The sequence below is a fragment of the Lentzea kristufekii genome (genome assembly GCF_033949925.1).
Taxonomy (GTDB): domain Bacteria; phylum Actinomycetota; class Actinomycetes; order Mycobacteriales; family Pseudonocardiaceae; genus Lentzea; species Lentzea kristufekii.
The window spans coordinates 439,203-458,648 of sequence record NZ_JAXAVV010000003.1; the positions used below are offsets into that span (position 1 = coordinate 439,203).

Sequence of the window (19,446 nt, forward strand, 5' to 3'; positions counted from 1 at the left end):
GCTGAGTGCCAGGTTGGAGGAATGCGGACACTCATCGGGGCTCTGGTGATCGCGCTGCTCACACCAGGCGCCGCCCAGGCACACCACCGGGACTTCGACCTCCAGGCCCACCGCGGCGGCATCGGCCTGACCGTCGAGAGCACGCTCAAGGCGTTCGGCAAGGCACTCGAACTCGGCGTGACGACCCTGGAACTCGACCTGCAGATCACCAGGGACGGCCGCGAAGTCATCACCCACGACCGCAGGACGAACCCGGCGAAGTGCCTCGACACCGCGCCCGCGTTCCCCGGCGACCCCGAGTTCCCCTACGCCGGCAAGTACGTGAAGGACCTGACGTTCGCCCAGGTGCGGACGCTCGACTGCGGCAGCACGAGGTGGTCGCAGTACCCGGACCAGGAACTCTCGCCGGGCGCCCGCATGCCGACCCTGGCGGAACTCTTCGACCTCGCGCGCAGGCACCGCGCCTGGGGCATCCGCTTCAACATCGAGACCAAGGTCGAGGCCGCGGCCCCGCACGAGACCGCGCCGCGCGAGCAGTTCGTGCAACGCGCCGTCCGCGAGATCCGCCGCTCGGGCTTCATGCCGAACGTCACCGTCCAGTCCTTCGACTGGGGCACCCTGATGCGGCTGCGCGAGGTCGAGCCGCGCATTCCGCTGGTGGCGCTGACGCAGCCGGAGATGCTGCGGCCGGGCTCGCCGTGGACGGGCGGTCTCGAACTCGCCGACTTCGGCGGCAGCGTGGCGAAGGCGGTGAAGAGCTTCGGTGCCAAGGCCTTGTCACCGGTGCACGGCAACCCGCAGAACGGCAAGGTCGGCGACCCGGGCTACGTCCCGTTCACCACCAAGGAACTCGTGGCGGACGCCCACCGCCACGGGCTGAAGGTGATCCCGTGGACGGTGAACGACCCGGCGACGATGCACAAGCTGATCGACGACGGGGTGGACGGCATCATCACCGACTACCCGGACCGCTTGCGCACCGTCGTGAAGGAGCGCGGGTTCAAGCTCCCCAAGCGCTATCCGAAGCGCTAGCTGATGCCGATCGGGCTGGCGGAGTGGTTGCCGGCCTGCAGGCCGCCGCGCTGACCGGTCGCGATGCCGCACAGCGCGGCTTCGCTCAAGCCGGCGGTGGTCGCCTGTGCCGAGGACAGCGTGTTGCCCGCGGCCTGGCCGTCGATCGTGACCGGGCTCGGGTGCAGCGTGTTGCCGGCCTCGCGGCAGACGAGCACGATCACCTTGAAGGTCCTCGGGTTCGTGAACGCGAGGTTCTTCGTCTCACCGCGGACGACGGTGAAGGTCAGCGGAAGTGAGCTGTCCTTCGCGTAGCCGGTGGGTGTGGTCGTCTCGTCGATCGTGTACGTGCCCGCGGCCAGGCCGGTGAACGGCGGCTGGCAGACGCCTGCGGCGTCCGTGGTGCAGGTGCCGACCGCGGTGCCACTGGTGTTGGCGCCTGTGTAGAGGGTGAAGACGGCGCCAGGTACCGCGGCTCCGGCGTCGTCGGTCTTCCGCACGTTCGCGGTCGCCGGTCGTGCCGGGTCGGTGAACGTCAGCGCCTTGCTCTCGCCGGCCGCGACGCTGAACGAGAACGGCAGCGTCGGGTCCTTGTCGTACCCGGCGGGAACCGTTGTCTCGTCGAGGGTGTACGTGCCGACGGGCAGCTCGGCGAACTGCGGGGTGCACGAGCCGCTCGCCTGCACGGTGCAGGTGCCGACCACCGTGCCGCCGGTTCCGGTGCCGGAGTACAGCGTGAAGACGGCGCCGGCCTGGCTGCCGCCGTCGCTGCCGAGCTTGGTGACGGCGACGGAACCGCAGTTGCGGATGTTGACGTTGCCCGGCCCGACCAGGTCCTTCATCTGGGCGGTCGAGGACTGGCCTGAGCTGCGGCTGACCGCGTAGGCCTTGCCGAAGCCCTCGCACACGCCGGGTGCGAAGACGCCGGCGGCGGTCAGGTTGATGCCGGCCTCGCCGAACTCGTGCAGGCCGAGCGTCTCGGTCGTCGGCGCGACGGTGTCCTGCGGGGTGCCACCGGTGTTCACGGCCGCCTCCGCGACGCCGCTGGACAGGGTGGTCGCGACGTTCCAGCACGGCGGGGAGTTGCTGCCGACCTCGCATGAACCGGACGTGATCCAGCGCGAGAGCTCCAGCACCGGTGTGCCGCCGCCCTCGAAGTCGTAGACGATCAACATGTCACCCGCGGTCCGCTGCACGAGCCCGGACGCGCCGCAGGACGTCGTGCCCTTGTTGAACTCGAACGCGATGTGCGCCGAGGGCGACGTGGTGTTCTGCGGGATGCGGACCCATGCGAGCGTCAGGAACACGTTGCCGCCCACGGTCTTGCTCGCGACGTACACGCGCTTCAGATCGTCCTTGTTGGACGCCTTCTGCGTGCCGACGGCCGGACAGACGTTGTCCTGCTTGGTGCCGCCGGCGAAACCGGAGTCGGTGGTGGTCGCCTGCCGGTCCTCCAGACCCGTGAAGGTCCAGCCGGAGGTGACCTTGCTCGCCGTTCTCGTGCCGGCGGTGCCCGTCCAGGTGGCGGGCGAGAAGCTGTTCCAGTCGAAGTTGATCGGTGCCTGCGGGGCGAGGTTGGCGTCGTCGTCCTCGAACCCGGCGGCGACTCCGACCGGGCCGGCGGACGCGACGCCTGCCGGACCGAGCAGGCCGAGCACGAATGCGGACACCGCGGCGCCCGCGATCATCAAACGTCTGCGCATGGTTGGTCTCCGGTGCGCTGGGACGTCTGCTGCGGCCCCCGCCCCGTGCGCCGACGTCCAGATGGACGGGTGGACGGCCGGGCGGGAGAGTCGCTATCAACGGTCGAGCGAGGCCGAGTCGTCAGGGTAGGCACACCGGTGGGTGAACCGCCCACCCACTGACTCATTCAAGGCCGATGTACTGGCCGAAGTGCTCGGGTCAGCCGGTCACGCTCCGTTGCCGAGGGGCAGCGAGTGCAGGCCGCGGATCACGAACTCCGCGCGCCGGTTCGGTTCCTCGGCCAGCACCGCGCCGGGAAGCTTGCGGTGCAACGAGGACAGCGCCGCCTCCACCTCGATGCGGGCCAGCGGCGCGCCCAGGCAGTAGTGGATGCCCATGCCGAAGCCGAGGTGCTGGTTCTTCTCGCGGCCGATGTCGAGGACGTCCGGGTTCTCGAAGACCAGCGGGTCGCGGGCGGCGGCGCCGAGCAGGGCGGCGATCTTCTCGCCGGGTTCGACGACGTGGCCGGCGATCTCCACGCGTTCGGTGGCGGTGCGTTCGAAGAGCTGCAGCGGCGAGTCGTAGCGGATGAGTTCCTCCACGGCCGTGGGCATCAACTCCGCGGAGAGGCGTTCCCACTGCGAACGGTGCTGCATCAGGGCGTAGACGCCGTTGCCGATGACGTTGACCGTGGCCTCGTGGCCCGCCATCAGCAGGAGCACAGCGGTGGCGACGAGTTCGTCCTCGGTGAGTCTCGCGCCGTCGGTGTCGGTAACGGCGACGAGGTCCGACACCAGGTCGTTGCCGGGGGAGACGCGGCGCAACGCGATCAGCTCGCGCAGGTAGGCGACGAACTCGGTGGCGGCGCGTTCGGCCAGGGCCTGCTGGTCGGCGGGCAGGCCGTACTCGTACATCTTCACGATGGCGTTCGACCACGGCTGGAGCAGGTAACGGTCCTCACCGGGCACGCCGAGCAGTTCCGCGATCACCTCGACCGGCAGCGGCGCGGCGACGTGGGCCAGCAGGTCCGCCTGACCGTTGTCCTCGATCTTGGCGACGAGTTCGTCGACGAGCTTGTCGGCCAGGTCGGCGACCCACGGGCGCAGGCGCTCGACGTGACCGCGGCCGAACGCGGCGGCGACCAGGCGGCGCAGGCGCGTGTGCGTGGGCGGCTCGTTCTCCAGCAGCGAGTTGCGGTGCAGCAGGTTGAAGGCCATGAACTGCTCGACCGGCTTCACGTCCGACCAGATCCGGCCGAGCGAGCGGTGCCGCAGGACCGCCGAACAGGCGGCGTGCGAGACGGCGACAGCGACGCCCATCTGCTCGTGGTGATGCACCTCACCGGCTTCGCGCAGGGCGGCGAAGGCCGGGTACGGGTCGGCGATGAACGCGGGATCACGCTGGTCGAACGTCACAAGGCGGGACGGTAGGTCGCGATCCGTGTTTCGTCCACGTCGATTTGATTGATGACTCAAATTGTTGCCAAGGAACTATCGTTCGGGGTGTGCAGCAGCCTGCGATCGTCGCGCACCGCGGCGCGTCCACAGACCGTCCCGAGCACACCATCGGCGCCTACGAGCTCGCGCTCAAAGAAGGCGCTGACGGCCTTGAGTGCGACATCCGGCTGTCGAGGGACGGCGAGCTCGTGTGTGTGCACGACCGCACGCTCGCCCGCACGTCGAACGGCCGTGGCACGGTCAGCGCTCTCACGCTCGACGAGCTGAAGAAGTTCGACTACGGCAGCTGGCACCGCCACGGCCAGCCGGCCGGGTTGCTGGTGCTCGACGAGCTGCTGGAGCTGGTCAAGGGCACGAACGCGGAGCTCTTCGTCGAGACCAAGCACCCGGTCCGGTACCGCAACGAGGTCGAACGCAAGCTCGCCGAGGCGCTGAAGAGGCACGGGCTGAACTCGCAGATCGTCATGATGTCGTTCTCGCCGACGGCGGTGAAGGCGTTCCGCGAGCAGGCCCCGGACATCCGCACGGTGCTGCTCCTCGACCGCCTGGGCCGGTACCGCAGCGGTGCGCTGCCGTCGTTCGCCGACTACACCGGGCCGGGCGTGCACGTGCTGCGCAACGACCCCGGCTACGTCGATCGGGCCAGGCGCGCGGGCCACGAGACCTACGTGTGGACGGTGGACGGAGCCGAGGACGTCGCGCTGTGCCGTGACCTGGGGGTCCGCTACCTCGCGACCAATGCCCCGGCGAACACCCGCCGCCTGCTGACGGCTAATTTGGCCACCTAGACAAGCCTGAGCACGAGGAGGGCCAAGGTGGCCAAGCGGACCGCGGTCAAGGACGCACCGAAGGACGGCATCAACCCGAAGCAGCCCTGCCCGTGCGGGTCCGGCAAGCGCTACAAGGCTTGCCACGGCGCGCCCGGCGGCGCGACGGACGTGATCGTGTCCCGGCCGTTCGAGGGCCTGGCCGCCGAGTGCGAGCTGATCGCGCTGCGCGAGTTCGTACCTTCCGCGATCGTGAAGCTGCCGGTCAAGGAGGGCCGCGAGGTCACGCTCGCCACCGTGCTGCCGATGGCCGCCGCCGGTCTGATCCGCGGCGACGACGTGCCGTTCGTGGGCCTGCAGGTGCAGACGCGGTCCGGCGACATCAGCCGCGACCTGGCGCGGGCGCTGCGGTGGGCGCAGCACGCGAAGACCGGTGACGTGCTGCCGGTGGTGGGCCCCGACAACAACGAGGACCCCGTCCGCCTGCAGGACCTGCTCGACCCCGAGGCCGACATCACGCCCGTGCTGCACACCGACTTCATCTGGTGGATGCCGGAGGGCACCGAGCCGACCGGTGAGGTGGCGCTGTCCCTGGAGCGCGCGAACGCCGCGATCCTGCCGACCGAGCGCCTCGACGCCCCCGGTGTGAAGGCCGCCTACTGGGTCGACGCCGGCGACAAGGCGCACCTGCGCTGGGTCCGTCCGGAGCCCGAGGAGAAGTTGCTGCCCGCGATGGCCAGGCTGGCCGCCCGCGGTGAGCTCGACCTCGGCGAGGGCTCGCGCTACGCCGGTTCGTTCCGCGCGCACGGCCTGCTTGTGCCAGTCTGGGACCTCGACCGCGAGATGCACGCCCGCGAGTGGGCCGAGCCCGCCGAGGCACTGGGCAAGCGCCTGCTGGAGGCCCTCGCCTCCGACGAGCCTCTGTCCGACGCCGAGCGCCGCGCCCGCGACGGCCTGCGCGGTCGTCAGATCACGCTTCGCTGAACCCTGTCCACAGGGTTGTCCACAAGGAGCTGTGGATAAGTGCTGCTGCACATCATCTCGACGGCCGACTGGGCAGCTGCCCGGTCGGCCGGCTCGATCGCGCCCGCCGGTGAGGACTTCGTGCACTGCTCCGATCGGGGAGTCGTGCACGTGACGGCCGGGAAGTTCTTCCACGGGCAGAGCGGGCTGCTGCTGCTCGTCATCGACCCCAAGCTGCTCGACGTGCCGGTGCGGTGGGAGGCCGTGCCGGACTCGCCGTTGTGGTTCCCGCACGTCTACGGACCGATCCCGGTCGCCGCGGTGGCCGAGGTGCACGACTTCCCCGTCCAGGCAGACGGTTCGTTCGTTCTGCCGGAGGCCGTTGCCGTTCTGTGATTGAGTGAGGCAACCGTCCGGCGTGTTCGGGCGTGGACTCCTCGGGGCCAGTTCGCTGGTTCGGGGAGGGGGTGCGCCGTGACGGCGGTGCTGAGACGGGTGTCGGCCGCCGAAAGCGGCGGGGAAAGCGCGGAAGCCGTGGGGGACTTCGCCGAGTTCGTGCGCGTCTCCATGCCCGGCCTCCTGCGATACGGCCACGCGCTGACCGGTAACCCGCACGACGCGTGCGACCTCGTCCAGGCGGTGCTGGAGAAGGTCGGCTCCCGCTGGGCGACCGTGCAACGCAAGGGTGACGACCCGCTCGCCTACGTCCGGCGGGCGATGGCCAACACGCACATCAGCATCTGGCGCCGCCGTCGCCGTGAGAGTCTCGTGGCGGAGTTCCCGGACTCCGGTGTCGTACCCCCCGAGCTGAACAGGCTCGAAAACGAACCGCTCTGGCAAGCACTGCGGGCCCTGCCGCCACGGCAGCGCGCGGTGGTCGTGCTGCGCTACTACGAGAACCTCTCCGAGGCGGAGATCGCCCACGCGCTCGGAATCTCCTGCGGCACCGTGAAGAGCCAGAGCAGCAAGGCGATGGCGAGTCTGCGGACACGCCTGGGAAAGGACTGACCGGTGGATGCCCTCGACGACGATCTGCGCAGGCTGTTCAGCGACGATCGGCTGGACGTCCAGGTGGCGCCGGAGGTGGCCGACTCGGTCGTTCGCGGTGCGGACCGCCGCCGGCGGCGCCGCACCGCCGTCGCCAGTGCGTTCGGAGTGGTGGCCATGGCGGGCGTGGGGCTCGGCCTCGTCGACCTCCGGCTGCCGAACCCCAACGACCAGGCCGGTCCGGTCCTGCAGACCGCCGCGCCCAGCACCTCGACGTCCCCGCCGCCGATCTCGGCCAGCACGGTCCCCTCGGCCCCGACGGTCACCACCAACCCGCCGCCGAACTCCAGCGTCGGCAATCCCGGCACCAACACCAACCCGGGGAGCACGGGGAAGAAGAGCACCACCCCGCCACCGCCGGCCACGCCGGACGCACAGCCGGGCATCTACGGATCGCTCGCGCTGGGGATGTCGGAGGCGGACGCGCTGAAGACCGGATCGCTGGTCGTGCCGAGCAGCCCCGCCGACCCGGAGAACCGGTGCAAGGCGTACGCCACGCAGTCGGTGCCGGACTCCGACGCCGTGGTGGTCTCACCGGTCAAGGGGATCGTGCGGATGACGCTCGCGACTCCCGCCAAGACGCCCAAGAAGGTCGGCGCCGGCTCCACGGTCGAAGCCGTGAGGACGGCCTACCCGAACGCCACGCTGAGCGGCTCCAACGTCATCGTGCCCATGGCCGCGACACCCCGGTGGGTGTACGTCTTCGAGACCGACTCCGCCACGGTGACCGTGGTCCGGATGCGCCTTGCCGACAACGACTGCTCCTCGGTCTGAACGAGACGCTCGGCGATGTCGAGAACGCCGTTCCGGCTCCGTCCCCGGTGGTGAAAGCGGCCATGATGGGTCGCGACAGCACCGAGGGAGATCACCGAGATGGCCAAGTACCTGCTGCTCAAGCACTACCGCGGCGCGCCTGCCCCGATCAACGACGTCCCCATGGACCAGTGGAGCCAGGACGAGATCTCGGCGCACATCAAGTACATGAACGACTTCGCGGACAAGCTCAGGGGCACCGGGGAGTTCGTCGACGAGCGGGCGCTCGCGCAGGAGGGCACCTGGGTCCGCTACGACGGCGAGGGACGGCCACCGGTCACCGACGGCCCGTTCGCGGAGACGAAGGACCTCATCGCGGGCTGGATGATCATCGACACCGACAGCTACGAGCGCGCGCTCGAACTGGCGGCGGAGTTGTCGGCGGCACCCGGCAAGGACGGCAAGCCGATCCACGAGTGGCTGGAGATCCGCCCGTTCTACGGTCACGCGCCGACGATCACGGAGTGAGAAGTGGACGAGGCACTGCTCAGGAGCCTCACGCCGGCCGTGCTGGGCATCCTCGTCCGCCGCGGGGCTGACTTCGCGGCGGCCGAGGACGCCGTGCAGGACGCGCTGGTCGAGGCCGTCCGCGTGTGGCCGGAGGATCCGCCGCGGGATCCGAAAGGCTGGCTGGTCACGGTGGCCTGGCGCAGGTTCCTCGACGCCACGAGGGCGGAGACGGCGCGGCGCCGGCGTGAGGACCTCGTCGACGCCGAACCCGAGCAGGGGCTCGCGCCGGACACCGACGACACGCTGCAGCTCTACTTCCTGTGCGCGCATCCGTCGCTCACGCCGTCGTCGGTCGTCGCGCTCACACTCAGGGCCGTCGGCGGCCTGACCACCCGTCAGATCGCGCAGGCCTACCTGGTGCCGGAGGCCACGATGGCCCAGCGCATCAGCCGGGCCAAGAAGACGGTCGGCGACGTCCGGCTCGACCAGCCCGGCGACGTCGCGACCGTGCTGCGCGTGCTCTACCTGGTGTTCAACGAGGGCTACTCCGGTGACCTCGACCTGGCCGCCGAGGCCATCCGCCTCACCCGTCAGCTCGCGGCCGCGATCGACCACCCCGAGGTCGCGGGCCTGCTCGCGCTCATGCTCCTGCACCACGCGCGCCGTGCCTCCCGGACCACGGCGGGCGGAAGCCTGGTGCCGCTCGCCGAGCAGGACCGCGGCAGGTGGGACACGACGCTGATCGCCGAGGGCGTCGAGATCCTGCAGGCGGCGCTCGCGCAGGACCGGCTGGGGGAGTTCCAGGCGCAGGCGGCCATCGCGGCACTGCACGCGGACGCGCCCGCGGCCGAGGAGACCGACTGGGTGCAGATCGTCGAGTGGTACGACGAACTGCTCGCGCTCACGGACAGTCCCGTCGTCCGGCTGAACCGCGCGGTGGCCGTGGGCGAGGCGGACGGACCGCGCGCCGGGCTGAAAGCGTTGGCGGAACTGAACGAAACGCTTCCCCGCTACTCGGCCGTGGCGGCTTACCTCCACGAGCGCGACGGTGACCGGCAAACGGCCGCCAAGCTCTACACCGAGGCCGCCGGGAAAGCGTCGAACCTAGCCGAACGGGAATTCCTCACCCGGCAGGCCGCCCGGCTCAACAACTGAAAGGACCGCCTGCCCCGAACGGGTCAGGCGGTCCTTTGTGATCAGGCACTCAATCGTGCGAAGAAAAAATCAGATCGTGCCCCCGGCGGCGGTCGGAGCGCTGGAGTCGCCACCCTCGTCACCGACGCTTTCGCGGGTGAGGAACGTCTCCACGTAGAACATGTTGCCGTCCGCGCGGTCCATGATCGTGAGCAGCGTCTTCATCGAGGAGACCTCCTCGACCTGCTCCTTCAGGAACCACTGCATGAACTGCTCGCCGATGTAGTCGCTCTCCTCGCGGGCGGCCTTCGCGAGCGCGATGATCTGGTCGGTGACCTGCTGCTCCTGGCTCAGGGCCAAGGCGACGAGCTCACGCGGGGACTTGAACTCGTTGATCGGCGTCTCGACGCCGGGAATGGCGACCGCGATGTCGTTGTCCATCAGGAACTTCACGATCATCATGGCGTGGTTGCGCTCTTCGAGGGCCTGCTTGTAGAAGTGCGACGCGAGGCGCGGCAGGTCCTCGTTGTCGAACCACACGGCGAGTGCGATGTACTGCTGCGAAGCGGAGAACTCGTTGCCGATCTGAGCGCGCAGCAGCTCGTGGAAGTTCGACTTTCCGGACAGGATCTTCTTCACGTTCGAGGCCATGAGGAGTACGTTAACCCAAAACGCGGTCATTTGCATTCGAGGAAAAGCTAACCTTTGTTTGGAAAGGTAATCCAAACAAAGGTTAGGCATTCCTAACGGTTTAGTGGTGTGGCTCGGAAGGTTGCCGGGGGAATTCGCGGTCAGACGGGTGCATCGTGGTGTCGCCCCCACGTCCTCGTACTGGTTGTACGGGGGCGTGGGGGCGGCGCCGCGAGGCGCCCTGCTGAGCGTGGATTACCTCGCCAACGTTCCGAGTCGCACCACTAGTAGAGCGTCGCGGCTAACTCTTGGATTAGTGACGAGCGGGAGGGACGCCGGCAGGTGGCCGGGCTTCGATCATGAAGATCGCGCTCTCATGGCTGTCACCTGCACGGTTGGCGGTACTTGAGGTGATCAGCAAACGATTGCGCCGGCAGTTTTCTGCCGCCAACTCGGCGGCAAATGTGCGTGAGAGCGCGACCATTCGGGGCTTTCGGTAACGAGCGACCACACCGCCCAGCCCTCTGCCCTGCTCAACGGAGCACAACTTAGCCGCGACGCTCTACTAGACCAATGGTGCGCGGTCGATCGGGCACGACATGCAGCGGGGGCCGCCGCGGCCGGAGCCCAGTTCCGAACCGGCGATCCGCAGCACCTCGACGCCCGCGTCCTCCAGGCGCGCGTTCGTCTCGACGTTGCGCTCGTACGCCACGACGAGACCGGGAGCCACCGCGAGGGTGTTGTTGCCGTCGTCCCACTGCTCGCGCTCGGCGGTCACGACGTCGAGGCCGGTGTCGATCACCCGCAGCCGTTCGATGCCCATCGCCTCGGCCGCGGCCTCCAGGAACGGCACCGGGCCGTCCACCCGCACGCCGCCGTCGCCGTCGGACCGCAGCGGGTAGGCGGTGAGCGCGTCGCTGATCGCCGGGTACATCACCACGGCGTCGCGGTCGACCATCGTGCAGACGGTGTCGAGGTGCATCGTGGCCCGTTCCTGCGCGATCGGCACCGCCAGCACCGTGTGCGCGAGGCCGTCCGCGAGAGCGGAGCGCGCGAACGACTCCGCGCCCGCCGGAGTGGTGCGCTCGCCGACGCCGATGGCGATCACGCCGGGTGCGAGCAGCAGCACGTCGCCGCCCTCCAGCGGTGCCGAGTGCGCGCCGTACGCACGGCCCGTGCGGCGGAACCGCGGGTGGTAGGCGTAGATCAGGTCGGTCAGCGTCGTCTCGCGGTCACGCGCGGGCAGTGCGAGCGACGTGATGGCCACGCGGTCGCCGACCCACACCGACGAGTCGCGGGTGAAGAGCAGGTTCGGCAGCGGGTCGACGGCGAAGTCGATCGGCAGGTGCATCTTGCGCACCAGCGACGCGCCCTCGGCGGCCGGCAGTTCCTCGAACGTCATGCCGGTCATCAGCACCTGCGCGAGCGTCGGTGCGTCGAGCGACGTGAGGTGGCTGCGCAGCGCGTCGGCCAGGTCGATGCCCAGGCGGCGTTCGTTGACGGCGCTGTGGATGCCCGCGATGCGCGCGCGGTTGTCCTCCAGCGCCTGCACCAGCACGTCGGCCAGCAGCAGGACCTCGACTCCCTTGGCGGTCAGCGTCGCGGCGAACGCGTCGTGCTCCTCCTGGGCCCTGCCGACCCACGGCACGCCGTCGAACAGCAGCTGGTCGTTGTTGCGCGGGGTGAGCCTCTTGAGCTCGTTGCCCGGCCGGTGCAGCAGCACCGTGCGCAACGGGCCCACCTCACTGTCCACACGGGGTGCGGCGTCCGGAAGTGCTTCGGTCTCAGCGATCGTGTGCGCAGTCACCGATCGAGCGTAACCCTGAACAGCACAAATCGTCGCTCCAGAGCTCCAAAACGCAACGAATGGGGTGTGAATTTACGTTCATACCCCTAATCATTAAGGCAACCAGCTCACTTTGCCGCGCAACATTGTGTAGCCCACGAACGCGACCACGTCGAGGATCGTGTGGGCGATCACCAACGGCCACAGCCGCCTGGTCCGCTGCCAGTAGAGGCCGAAGACCAGCCCCATGACCAGGTTGCCGACGAACCCGCCGAAGCCCTGGTAGAGGTGGTACGAGCCGCGCAGCACGGCCGCCGCGAACAGTGCCGTGTACTGCCGCCAGCCCAGCTGCTGCAGCCGCGTGATCAGGTACCCGACGACGAGCACCTCCTCCGCCCACGCGTTGCCGGCGGCGGCGAGGATCAGCGCCAGGCTCATCCACCACTGGTTGTCCAGAGTGGACGGCTGGACGGCGAGGTTCAGCCCGAGCGCCCAGGCGGCGAAGTAGAACGCCAGCCCGGGGATGCCGATGATCGCGGCCAGTCCCAGCGCGCCCAGCGAGTCCGCGAGCTTGCGGGTGCCGTCGAGTCCGATGACGCGCAGCTTGATCCCCGTGCGCCACAACAGGTACAGCCCGATGCCGCCCCACGCGGCGAGCTGCAGCACGCCCAGCAGCTGGGCCACGAGGTCCAGCAGGTCGGCGCGCGCCTGCGGGACGTTGATCGCGACGGACTGCTGGTTGAGCGGCGTCGGCTGCAGCAGGCTGTCGATCAGCCGCACGAGACTGCGCAGGCCGGACAGCCCGAGCGTCATGCTGAAGACGATCAGCAGTTCGAGCTGGTAACCGCGCTTCTCTTCGGCGGGGATCAAGGTCACCAGCCAGACGCTACCTCTGGGACAGGAAGGGGCAGCCCATCAACCGCCGCAGCTCCACGGCGAGTTCCTGCGGCGTGCTGACCGGCTTGGAGAACGCGATCCGCACGTCGTGGTCCTCGCACTCCGCCTCGACCCGCAGCCGCAACCCGAACCGGTCGAGCCCGAGCGGCCGCACGGTGCCGGTCCGCAGCTCCTCCGGCAGGTGGCGGGCGAGCTGGCCGACGACGTCGCGGTGCGCGGCCTCCAGGTGCCGCAGCCAGTTGTCCTCGTTGCGGCAGAACGGGTCCGGCCTCGCACTCGCGAACTGCTCCGGCCTGATCGACGAGGTGCCCTCGGCGTCCGCGATCACCATCGACGCGGGTGTGAGCCTGAGCACCGAAGCGCCGTGGCCCGCGTCGAGCAGCCGGTGGTCCGGCCGCACGTCGGCGATGGCGAGAATCTGCTCGCGCGCCTCCTTGCCGTCCAGCGCGGAGACCCAGCCGGTGAGCCACAGCAGGCCGCGCACGGGTTCGCGCAGCTGCACGGGCGCCTGGTCGGCGATCTCCAGCATCGCCGTCACCTCGGTCCGCGGGGTCTGCCACAGCTGCCCGACCAGCGGGTGTTCATCGGCGAGCAGCAAGATCGTGGTCCCGCACGGGTGCACGTGGTGGAACAACGGGCTGGTGCGCGATCCGGACTGAGGAAGCAGTGCGGCAGAACCGTGGCGAGCCGCGATCGTGCGAGCGCGCTCTGCGGCGTGCGGCGCCGGCGGGCGCTTGATCTGGGTGTCGGTCACCGCTGCACCTCCTCGAAGGTTAGGCAAGCCTAACTTAGCTTTGCTCATCAAGGGAAGCACCACCTGTACCTTGGACGCGTGGTCGTGCCCAACAAGCCGTCCACCGAGGTGACGGCGCTCGACGATCGGTGGACCCGGCACTGCGTGGACCGGGCGAGTCGTCGTGCCCTGGTGTGGACGGTGCTCGCGGGCGCGGCCTTCGCGCTCCAGTTCGTGCTGGTACTGGTGTGGTCCTGGTCCTCACCGGTGGCGCTGGTGCTGCTCTTCTTCGCCGCGGCCGTGCTCTGGTGGGTGACACGTAAGCGTCCGGTGCGTTTACCGGAAGGCGAACCGTGGCATTTCGCCCATGTGAAGTGGGAAGGAGGGCGTCTGGTCGTGTTGTCGTCGCCGCCTCTGTTGCTGACCTTGAGCGTCGGTCCTCTCCTTCGCGGACGGATCGCACGTCACCGGCGTGTGTGGTTCGTGCCACCGGATTCCGCCGGGAACACCTTCGTCACGTTCCGAGGAGTACCGCGGTTGATCCCGGCGCGTGTGCAGAGATGATCATCGAGAACTGGAGCGACACCTGCCTCGCGCGGGCGGACCGCCGCGCGGTCGGCCACATCTTCTTCGCGCTCGCCGCGCTCGGCGTCGTGCTCTTCATCGGCTGGATCTGGCTCATCGTGCTGTCCGTGCCCGTGGTCCTGGAACTCGCCGCGCCGGGGCTGCGGCACTTCCTCACCCGCCGCGGCACCCTCGAGCTGATCGAGCGGTTCCCGTGGCGTCCGGTGTCGGTGAGCTTCGTGCCGGGCCGGCGCATCGGGCGGCAGGCGTACCTGCGGGTCGAGGACTCGGAGAAGCACCTGCGGCTGCCCGAACTCCCCGAACGGGCCCGGATCCTCGTGCGGCACACCGGGCGGATGTGGATCGCCGGTCCGGACGACCGCGGGCGCGTGGTCGCGATGACGCGCGGGCTCGCGTTCCTCACCCGCGGCCGGGTCATCGACCGCTAACGGCCGCCCGTCGCGATGCCTTCGGCCTCGGCCCACTGCGTGAGGTCGTCCTTGCGCAGCGCGGCCGCCAGCAGTTCGGGGAACTTGTCCGGGGTGCAGGCGAACGCGGGCGCTCCCAGGGCGTGCAGCTTCGCGGCCAGTTCGTGGTCGTAGGCGGGCGTGCCGGAGTCGCTGAGCGCCAACAGGTTCACGACCGTGACGCCGCTCGCCACCAGCTCGCGGACGCGGCGCTGCAGTTCGCTCTCCGAACCGCCCTCGTAGAGGTCGCTGATGATCACGAGCACCGTGTCGGTGGGCCTGCGCACCTGCGTCTGCGCGTAGGCGACCGCGCGGTTGATGTCCGTGCCGCCGCCGAGCTGGGCGCTGAACAGCAGGTCGACCGGGTCGCTGAGCTGGTCGGTCAGGTCGGCGACCTCGGTGTCGAACACGACGAGCTTCGTCGAGACCGACCGGATGCTCGCGAGCGCCGAACCCAGCACCGCCGCGTGCACCAGGGACTCCGCCATCGAGCCCGACTGGTCGACCAGCAGGATCACGTCCCGCATCGCCGCGGTCCGGCTGCGCCTGCGGTGCCCGATCAGGTCCTCGACGATCACGGTCTTGTGCTGCGGCTGGTAGTTCTTGAGGTTCGCCTTGATCGTCGTCGCCCAGTCGACGTCCTGCAGCTGCGGCCTCCTGGTGCGCCGCGACCTGTCGACCGCGCCGCGGACGGCCTCGACCAGCCGGTCCGTCAGGCGCTTCTCGATGTCCTCGACCACCTTCCGCACCACGGCTTTCGCGGTGTCGCGGGTGCGGGCGGGGATGGCGCGCGAGAGCTGCAGCAGGGTGCTGACGAGGTTCACGTCCGGCTCGACCGACTGCAGCAGCTCGGGTTCGAGCAGCAGTTGCTTGAGGCCCAGCTTCTCGACCGCGTCGCGTTGCATCACCTGCACGACGGAGGTGGGGAAGTACTTGCGGACGTCGCCGAGCCAGCGGTGCAGCTGCGGGGAACTGGCGCCGAGGCCGGCACCGCGATCACCGCCGCCGCCGTACAGACCCGTGAGCGCGCCATCGCGCCGTTGGTCGTCCTCGCCGAGCTCGGACACGTCTTCCGCGCTCGGACCCAGGAGCAACCGCCAGCGCCGTAGCCGCTCTTCGGTCATTTGAGCGCGGCCGCCACTTCTTCGGCCGCACGCACGACGTGAGGGCCTACGACGTTCGCATCGAGCTTCTCCAGCGCCACGACACCGACGGACGCCCTGAGGCCGGGAACGCCGCGCACAGGCGCCGCGACGCCGTACGCGTTCGGCTGCAGCTCACCGGCCGAGACGACCCACGGCTCGCCGGGATGCGAGATGGCCTTGCCGGCCGCCCCGCGGTGCACCGGGTGGCGGGAACCCACCCGGTACGCCACGTGGAAAGCGGTCCACGACGGTTCGACGACGGCGACGGCCTGGGCCTCGGTGCCGTCCGCGACCGTGAGGTGTGCGGTGGCGCCGACCTTCTCGGCGAGCTCGCGCAGCGCCGGGTTGGCCGCCATGCGCAGCTGGGGGAGGACGTTGGAGGCGAGGCGCAGCACGCCCAGGCCGAGCCTGACCTTCGAGCCCTCGCGGCGCACGAGACCGCGCGCCTGCAGGGGCACGAGAAGCCGGTACACGGCCGCTCTGGACGCGCCGATGGCGTTGGCGAGCTCCGAGATCGACGGTGCCTCGGACTCCGCCTCAGCGACCGCCTGGAGCAGCGCCAGACCCCTTTCCAGGGTCAGCGAGCTCTCCTTCGTCGCTCCGACCATCACGCACTCCGAACTGTTCCCACCACCTCGGCGAGTCCGACCACCGAGCCGCCTTCACCGGGGGCGGTCGCGGTCAGCTTGACCGTGTCGCCGTCCTCCAGGAAAGACCTCGTGGAGCCGTCGTCGAGCTTGAACGGTTCCTTGCCACCCCAGCTGAGTTCGAGGAACGAGCCGCGCTCGTCCTTCTCCGGTCCCGAGACCGTGCCGGAGGCGAACAGATCACCTGGGCGCACCGTAGCGCCGTTCACCGTCATGTGCGCCAGCTGTTGCACAAATGACCACGACATCTCGCGGAACGGAGGCCGCGCGACGATCGTGTCGTTCAGCTCCACGGTGATCGTGATGTCCAGGCCCCAGGGCTGATCGCACGTCAGGTAGTCGTGCAGCTTGTTCGGCAGCGGCGGCGTCGGGACGCGTGCAACTGAGAACGCCTCCAGCGGCGTGATCCACGCGCCGATCGACGTGGCGAACGACTTGGCCAGGAACGGGCCGAGCGGCTGGTACTCCCAGGCCTGGATGTCGCGCGCCGACCAGTCGTTGACCAGCGTGACGCCGAAGACGTGCTCGGCGGCCCTGCTGGTGGACACCTTGGCCGCCTGCGGGCCGCCGCAGACGAAGCCGACCTCTGCCTCGATGTCGAGGCGCTCCGACGGTCCGAACTTCGGGCCGTCGCTGCCGCGCTTCTGGCCGTTCGGGCGGACGATCTCCGTGCCGGAGACGTACACCGTGCCCGCGCGGCCGTGGTAGCCGATCGGGAGGTGCGTCCAGTTCGGCGTGAGCGCGTCGCCGTCGGGGCGGAACATCCTGCCGACGTTCTCCGCGTGGTGCCTGGAGCTGTAGAAGTCCACGTAGTCGCCGACCGTGAACGGCAGCTTCGCGGTCTCGATCCCGACGAGCTCCGCGCCCTTGGGAGCGGAGCTCGACTGGACGATCTCCTTGAGCTTGGCGCGCAGCACGCTCCAGATCGGCCGTCCGGCCTTCAGCAGCGGGTCCAGGGAGTCCTCCTGGACGTACTCGCTGCACTTGCCCAGCGCGAGGCTCTTGAGGAGCAACGCCCGGTCGCCTACGCGGACGGCAACGCCCCCGTCGACGACGCCGTAGGGCAGCGTCTGAGGTCCGAACGGCTGGTCCTCGGTGAAGTTCGGGTCGCTGATCCAGCTCACAGCAGGCCCAGCCCCTCCAGGTCGGTGACGGGTTCGGAGAGCGAGCACGAGCCGTAGCTCGCGAACACGCCTCGCACGGCGTGCGCGGCCTGATCGCTGAGCGCCTTGGCCTCGGCGGTGAGAGCCTCGGCATCGGTGCTCGCGAGCGCCTCGCGGACGTCACGGCCGCTGAGGGACCGCGCGGTGGCCACGAGGAGGTTCAGGAAGCCGTGGTGGGTGAAGCCCTGCTCGTCGGTGTGGCGGACGGCCTTGTGCAGACCCGCCGTCGCCTTGAACGCGACGCCGCCGCCACTGACGACGCTGAGGAAGTCGGCGACCTCCTGGACGCTCGGGAAGTTCTCCTGGGAGAGCCCTCCGCAGCGCAGCTTGGGCCAGCTGCCGTGCTCGATGACCCGGCGGACGCCGTCGAGCCACTCGGCACCGCCGCGGCGGGGTTCGACGACGCGGATGACGTCCTCGGGGACGAACTCCGACACGCGCTCGAGCCACACCTCGTCCACATCGGACGGTGCGGGCATCTCGACCATGCGCAGAGCAAGGAGCTCGCTTCTGCTCTCGACGATCGACACGGCCTTCGGCACGCCGCCGAGGCCGGTGTCGATCACGAGGCTCAGTGCTATCGGTTTGGCCGGCTTGACCTTGATCAGTTCGGTGATCAGCTCGGCGAGACGGGAGGCAGGACAGAGGAAGAGACCCATGACGCCGGACCACTCGCCGACTCGTCCGTCGAGGTGGCCGCGCACCGCGTCGGGCATCGACGCGCTCCCCGGAGGGAACAGCGCGGCATCGTCCACAAGCCTCGCGAGCAGGGGCGGAGTACCGCGCGGACCGGGCGCACGGAGTTCGACAGCGCTTGACACGGCTGACACGCTAGCCGTGTACCGCCAACTGAACAAAGATGTCCGATAATCGAACGCCTTGGAAGGACCCGGAGAGCAGCCATGGCTTACTACCGCCAGGTGGGAGAGATCCCCCGAAAGCGCCACACCCAGTTCCGCAAACCGGACGGTGGCCTGTACGCGGAAGAGCTCATGGGGGTCGAGGGGTTCTCGGCCGATTCGGCACTGCTGTACCACCGCCACCTGCCGACCGCGATCGTCAACGCGGAGACGGTGAAGGACGAGCGCGGCACCGTCTCGCCGAACCTGCCGCTGAAGCCGCGGCACTTCAAGACGACCGATCTGACCTGGGCTTCCGACGAGGTCGACGCGGTCACCGGGCGGCGGAAGCTGTTCGGCAACCCGGACGTGACCATCGGTTTCGTCGTGGCCACGGTGCCTTCTCCGTTGTACCGCAACGCTTTCGGTGACGAGCTGCTGTACGTGCAGACCGGTTCGGGTGTCATCGAGACGATCTACGGGGCGTTGCCGGTCGGCGACGGCGACTACGTCGTGATCCCGACCTCGTGCACCTACCGGGTCGTGCCGTCCTCGCCGATGTCGTTGCTCGTGCTGGAGGCGACCGGCCACGTCGGGCCTCCCAAGCGCTACCTGTCGAAGGCCGGCCAGTTCCTGGAGCACTCGCCGTACTGCGAGCGGGACATCCGGGGCCCGGAGGAGCCGTTGCTCGTCGAGGGCACCGATGTCGACGTGCTCGTGCGGCACCGTGCGGGGCTCACGCGTTTCACCTACGCGAACCACCCGTTCGACGTCGTCGGCTGGGACGGGCACCTGTACCCGTGGGCGTTCAACATCCGCGACTTCGAGCCGATCACCGGCCGCGTGCACCAGCCGCCGCCCGTGCACCAGACGTTCGAGGGCCCGAACTTCGTCGTGTGCTCGTTCGTGCCGCGCAAGGTCGACTACCACCCGCTGTCCGTGCCGGTGCCGTACAACCACGCGAACGTCGACTCGGACGAGCTGATGTTCTACGTCGGCGGCAACTACGAGGCGCGCAAGGGGTCGGGCATCGGCATCGGCTCGATGTCGCTGCACCCGTCCGGCTGCACGCACGGCCCGCAGCCCGGTGCGGTGGAGGCGTCCCTGGGCGCGGACTACTTCGACGAGACCGCGGTCATGGTGGACACCTTCCGCCCCTTGGAGTTGGGGGAGGCGGCCGAGGCCACCGAGGACCCGGCGTACGCGTGGACTTGGGCCCGTCGCGGTCCGGCCTGATTTTCTGTCGGTGC

21 protein-coding genes are annotated in these 19,446 nt (G+C 69.4%); 11 read left to right on the top strand and 10 right to left on the bottom strand.

Going from position 1 to position 19,446, the window contains the following annotated elements:
- The first annotated feature begins 21 nt into the window (after window positions 1-21).
- Window positions 22-1,032: a glycerophosphodiester phosphodiesterase gene (locus SK571_RS09000; RefSeq protein WP_319983545.1), complete on the top strand. Its 1,011-nt coding sequence runs from the start codon at window positions 22-24 to the stop codon at window positions 1,030-1,032.
- Here SK571_RS09000 and SK571_RS09005 read toward each other — a convergent pair.
- The gene (locus tag SK571_RS09005) at window positions 1,029-2,714 is read right to left on the bottom strand and encodes an MSCRAMM family protein (RefSeq protein ID WP_319983546.1); all 1,686 of its coding nucleotides are present in this window, start codon (window positions 2,712-2,714) and stop codon (window positions 1,029-1,031) included. The genes SK571_RS09000 and SK571_RS09005 overlap by 4 nt on opposite strands.
- Before the next feature lie 207 nt (window positions 2,715-2,921).
- Entirely contained in the window at window positions 2,922-4,109 is a 1,188-nt protein-coding gene (locus tag SK571_RS09010) for a cytochrome P450 (protein WP_319983547.1), read from the bottom strand.
- A gap of 89 nt (window positions 4,110-4,198) precedes the next feature.
- On the opposite strand from SK571_RS09010, the gene SK571_RS09015 reads away from it, so the two are divergent.
- The 7 genes from SK571_RS09015 (at window position 4,199) to SK571_RS09045 (ending at window position 9,346) form a co-directional block, all read left to right on the top strand.
- Window positions 4,199-4,939, top strand: coding sequence for a glycerophosphodiester phosphodiesterase family protein (locus tag SK571_RS09015; RefSeq protein ID WP_319983548.1), 741 nt, complete (start codon window positions 4,199-4,201; stop codon window positions 4,937-4,939).
- A gap of 27 nt (window positions 4,940-4,966) precedes the next feature.
- A complete protein-coding gene (locus SK571_RS09020; RefSeq protein ID WP_319983549.1) occupies window positions 4,967-5,902 on the top strand; it encodes a DUF5926 family protein in 936 nt (311 codons plus the stop codon).
- Window positions 5,903-5,941: 39 nt separating this feature from the next.
- On the top strand, window positions 5,942-6,277 hold the full coding sequence (locus SK571_RS09025; RefSeq protein ID WP_319983550.1) for a DUF952 domain-containing protein: 336 nt from the start codon (window positions 5,942-5,944) through the stop codon (window positions 6,275-6,277).
- An 87-nt stretch (window positions 6,278-6,364) separates the two neighbouring features.
- A complete protein-coding gene (locus tag SK571_RS09030) occupies window positions 6,365-6,889 on the top strand; it encodes a SigE family RNA polymerase sigma factor (protein ID WP_319983595.1) in 525 nt (174 codons plus the stop codon).
- A 3-nt stretch (window positions 6,890-6,892) separates the two neighbouring features.
- Window positions 6,893-7,702: a hypothetical protein gene (locus tag SK571_RS09035; RefSeq protein ID WP_319983551.1), complete on the top strand. Its 810-nt coding sequence runs from the start codon at window positions 6,893-6,895 to the stop codon at window positions 7,700-7,702.
- Between the two features lie 99 nt (window positions 7,703-7,801).
- Entirely contained in the window at window positions 7,802-8,209 is a 408-nt protein-coding gene (locus SK571_RS09040; protein ID WP_319983552.1) for a YciI family protein, read from the top strand.
- Window positions 8,210-8,212: 3 nt separating this feature from the next.
- The gene (locus SK571_RS09045; RefSeq protein WP_319983553.1) at window positions 8,213-9,346 is read left to right on the top strand and encodes an RNA polymerase sigma factor; all 1,134 of its coding nucleotides are present in this window, start codon (window positions 8,213-8,215) and stop codon (window positions 9,344-9,346) included.
- A gap of 69 nt (window positions 9,347-9,415) precedes the next feature.
- Here SK571_RS09045 and SK571_RS09050 read toward each other — a convergent pair whose 3' ends face one another.
- The 4 genes from SK571_RS09050 to SK571_RS09065 all read right to left on the bottom strand — a co-directional run bounded on the left by SK571_RS09050 (window position 9,416) and on the right by SK571_RS09065 (window position 13,440).
- Window positions 9,416-9,976, bottom strand: coding sequence for a ferritin (locus SK571_RS09050; protein ID WP_319983554.1), 561 nt, complete (start codon window positions 9,974-9,976; stop codon window positions 9,416-9,418).
- Window positions 9,977-10,520: 544 nt separating this feature from the next.
- A complete protein-coding gene (locus tag SK571_RS09055; protein WP_319983596.1) occupies window positions 10,521-11,708 on the bottom strand; it encodes an arginine deiminase in 1,188 nt (395 codons plus the stop codon).
- 147 nt (window positions 11,709-11,855) lie between these two features.
- The gene (locus SK571_RS09060; protein ID WP_319983597.1) at window positions 11,856-12,554 is read right to left on the bottom strand and encodes a CPBP family intramembrane glutamic endopeptidase; all 699 of its coding nucleotides are present in this window, start codon (window positions 12,552-12,554) and stop codon (window positions 11,856-11,858) included.
- A gap of 73 nt (window positions 12,555-12,627) precedes the next feature.
- Entirely contained in the window at window positions 12,628-13,440 is an 813-nt protein-coding gene (locus SK571_RS09065) for a DUF2470 domain-containing protein (protein WP_319983555.1), read from the bottom strand.
- 60 nt (window positions 13,441-13,500) lie between these two features.
- Here SK571_RS09065 and SK571_RS09070 point away from each other — a divergent pair, with 60 nt between their 5' ends.
- Window positions 13,501-13,935, top strand: a complete 435-nt coding sequence (locus tag SK571_RS09070) for a hypothetical protein (protein WP_319983556.1) — start codon at window positions 13,501-13,503, stop codon at window positions 13,933-13,935.
- Window positions 13,932-14,384, top strand: a complete 453-nt coding sequence (locus SK571_RS09075; RefSeq protein WP_319983557.1) for a hypothetical protein — start codon at window positions 13,932-13,934, stop codon at window positions 14,382-14,384. Before SK571_RS09070 ends, SK571_RS09075 begins: the two co-directional genes overlap by 4 nt.
- On the opposite strand, the gene SK571_RS09080 is transcribed toward SK571_RS09075, so the two are convergent.
- The 4 genes from SK571_RS09080 to SK571_RS09095 are packed head-to-tail and all read right to left on the bottom strand — an operon-like array spanning window position 14,381 to window position 18,178.
- A complete protein-coding gene (locus tag SK571_RS09080; RefSeq protein WP_319983558.1) occupies window positions 14,381-15,526 on the bottom strand; it encodes a VWA domain-containing protein in 1,146 nt (381 codons plus the stop codon). The genes SK571_RS09075 and SK571_RS09080 overlap by 4 nt on opposite strands.
- Entirely contained in the window at window positions 15,523-16,155 is a 633-nt protein-coding gene (locus SK571_RS09085; protein WP_266036527.1) for an IclR family transcriptional regulator, read from the bottom strand. Before SK571_RS09085 ends, SK571_RS09080 begins: the two co-directional genes overlap by 4 nt.
- Window positions 16,155-17,318, bottom strand: a complete 1,164-nt coding sequence (locus SK571_RS09090; protein WP_319983559.1) for a fumarylacetoacetate hydrolase family protein — start codon at window positions 17,316-17,318, stop codon at window positions 16,155-16,157. Before SK571_RS09090 ends, SK571_RS09085 begins: the two co-directional genes overlap by 1 nt.
- On the bottom strand, window positions 17,315-18,178 hold the full coding sequence (locus SK571_RS09095) for a hypothetical protein (RefSeq protein WP_319983560.1): 864 nt from the start codon (window positions 18,176-18,178) through the stop codon (window positions 17,315-17,317). The genes SK571_RS09090 and SK571_RS09095 overlap by 4 nt, the downstream gene beginning before the upstream one ends.
- Before the next feature lie 81 nt (window positions 18,179-18,259).
- Here SK571_RS09095 and SK571_RS09100 point away from each other — a divergent pair, with 81 nt between their 5' ends.
- A complete protein-coding gene (locus SK571_RS09100; RefSeq protein WP_319983561.1) occupies window positions 18,260-19,432 on the top strand; it encodes a homogentisate 1,2-dioxygenase in 1,173 nt (390 codons plus the stop codon).
- The last annotated feature ends 14 nt before the right edge of the window (window positions 19,433-19,446 follow it).

Bases quoted from the DNA above. Each gene is read 5' to 3' on its own strand.
- SK571_RS09000 (WP_319983545.1), top strand. From the start codon at position 22: ATGCGGACACTCATCGGGGCTCTGGTGATCGCGCTGCTCACACCAGGC.
- SK571_RS09005 (WP_319983546.1), bottom strand. From the start codon at position 2,714: ATGCGCAGACGTTTGATGATCGCGGGCGCCGCGGTGTCCGCATTCGTG.
- SK571_RS09040 (WP_319983552.1), top strand. From the start codon at position 7,802: ATGGCCAAGTACCTGCTGCTCAAGCACTACCGCGGCGCGCCTGCCCCG.
- SK571_RS09050 (WP_319983554.1), bottom strand. From the start codon at position 9,976: ATGGCCTCGAACGTGAAGAAGATCCTGTCCGGAAAGTCGAACTTCCAC.
- SK571_RS09060 (WP_319983597.1), bottom strand. From the start codon at position 12,554: ATGACGCTCGGGCTGTCCGGCCTGCGCAGTCTCGTGCGGCTGATCGAC.
- SK571_RS09065 (WP_319983555.1), bottom strand. From the start codon at position 13,440: ATGAGCAAAGCTAAGTTAGGCTTGCCTAACCTTCGAGGAGGTGCAGCG.
- SK571_RS09075 (WP_319983557.1), top strand. From the start codon at position 13,932: ATGATCATCGAGAACTGGAGCGACACCTGCCTCGCGCGGGCGGACCGC.
- SK571_RS09080 (WP_319983558.1), bottom strand. From the start codon at position 15,526: ATGACCGAAGAGCGGCTACGGCGCTGGCGGTTGCTCCTGGGTCCGAGC.
- SK571_RS09085 (WP_266036527.1), bottom strand. From the start codon at position 16,155: ATGGTCGGAGCGACGAAGGAGAGCTCGCTGACCCTGGAAAGGGGTCTG.
- SK571_RS09100 (WP_319983561.1), top strand. From the start codon at position 18,260: ATGGCTTACTACCGCCAGGTGGGAGAGATCCCCCGAAAGCGCCACACC.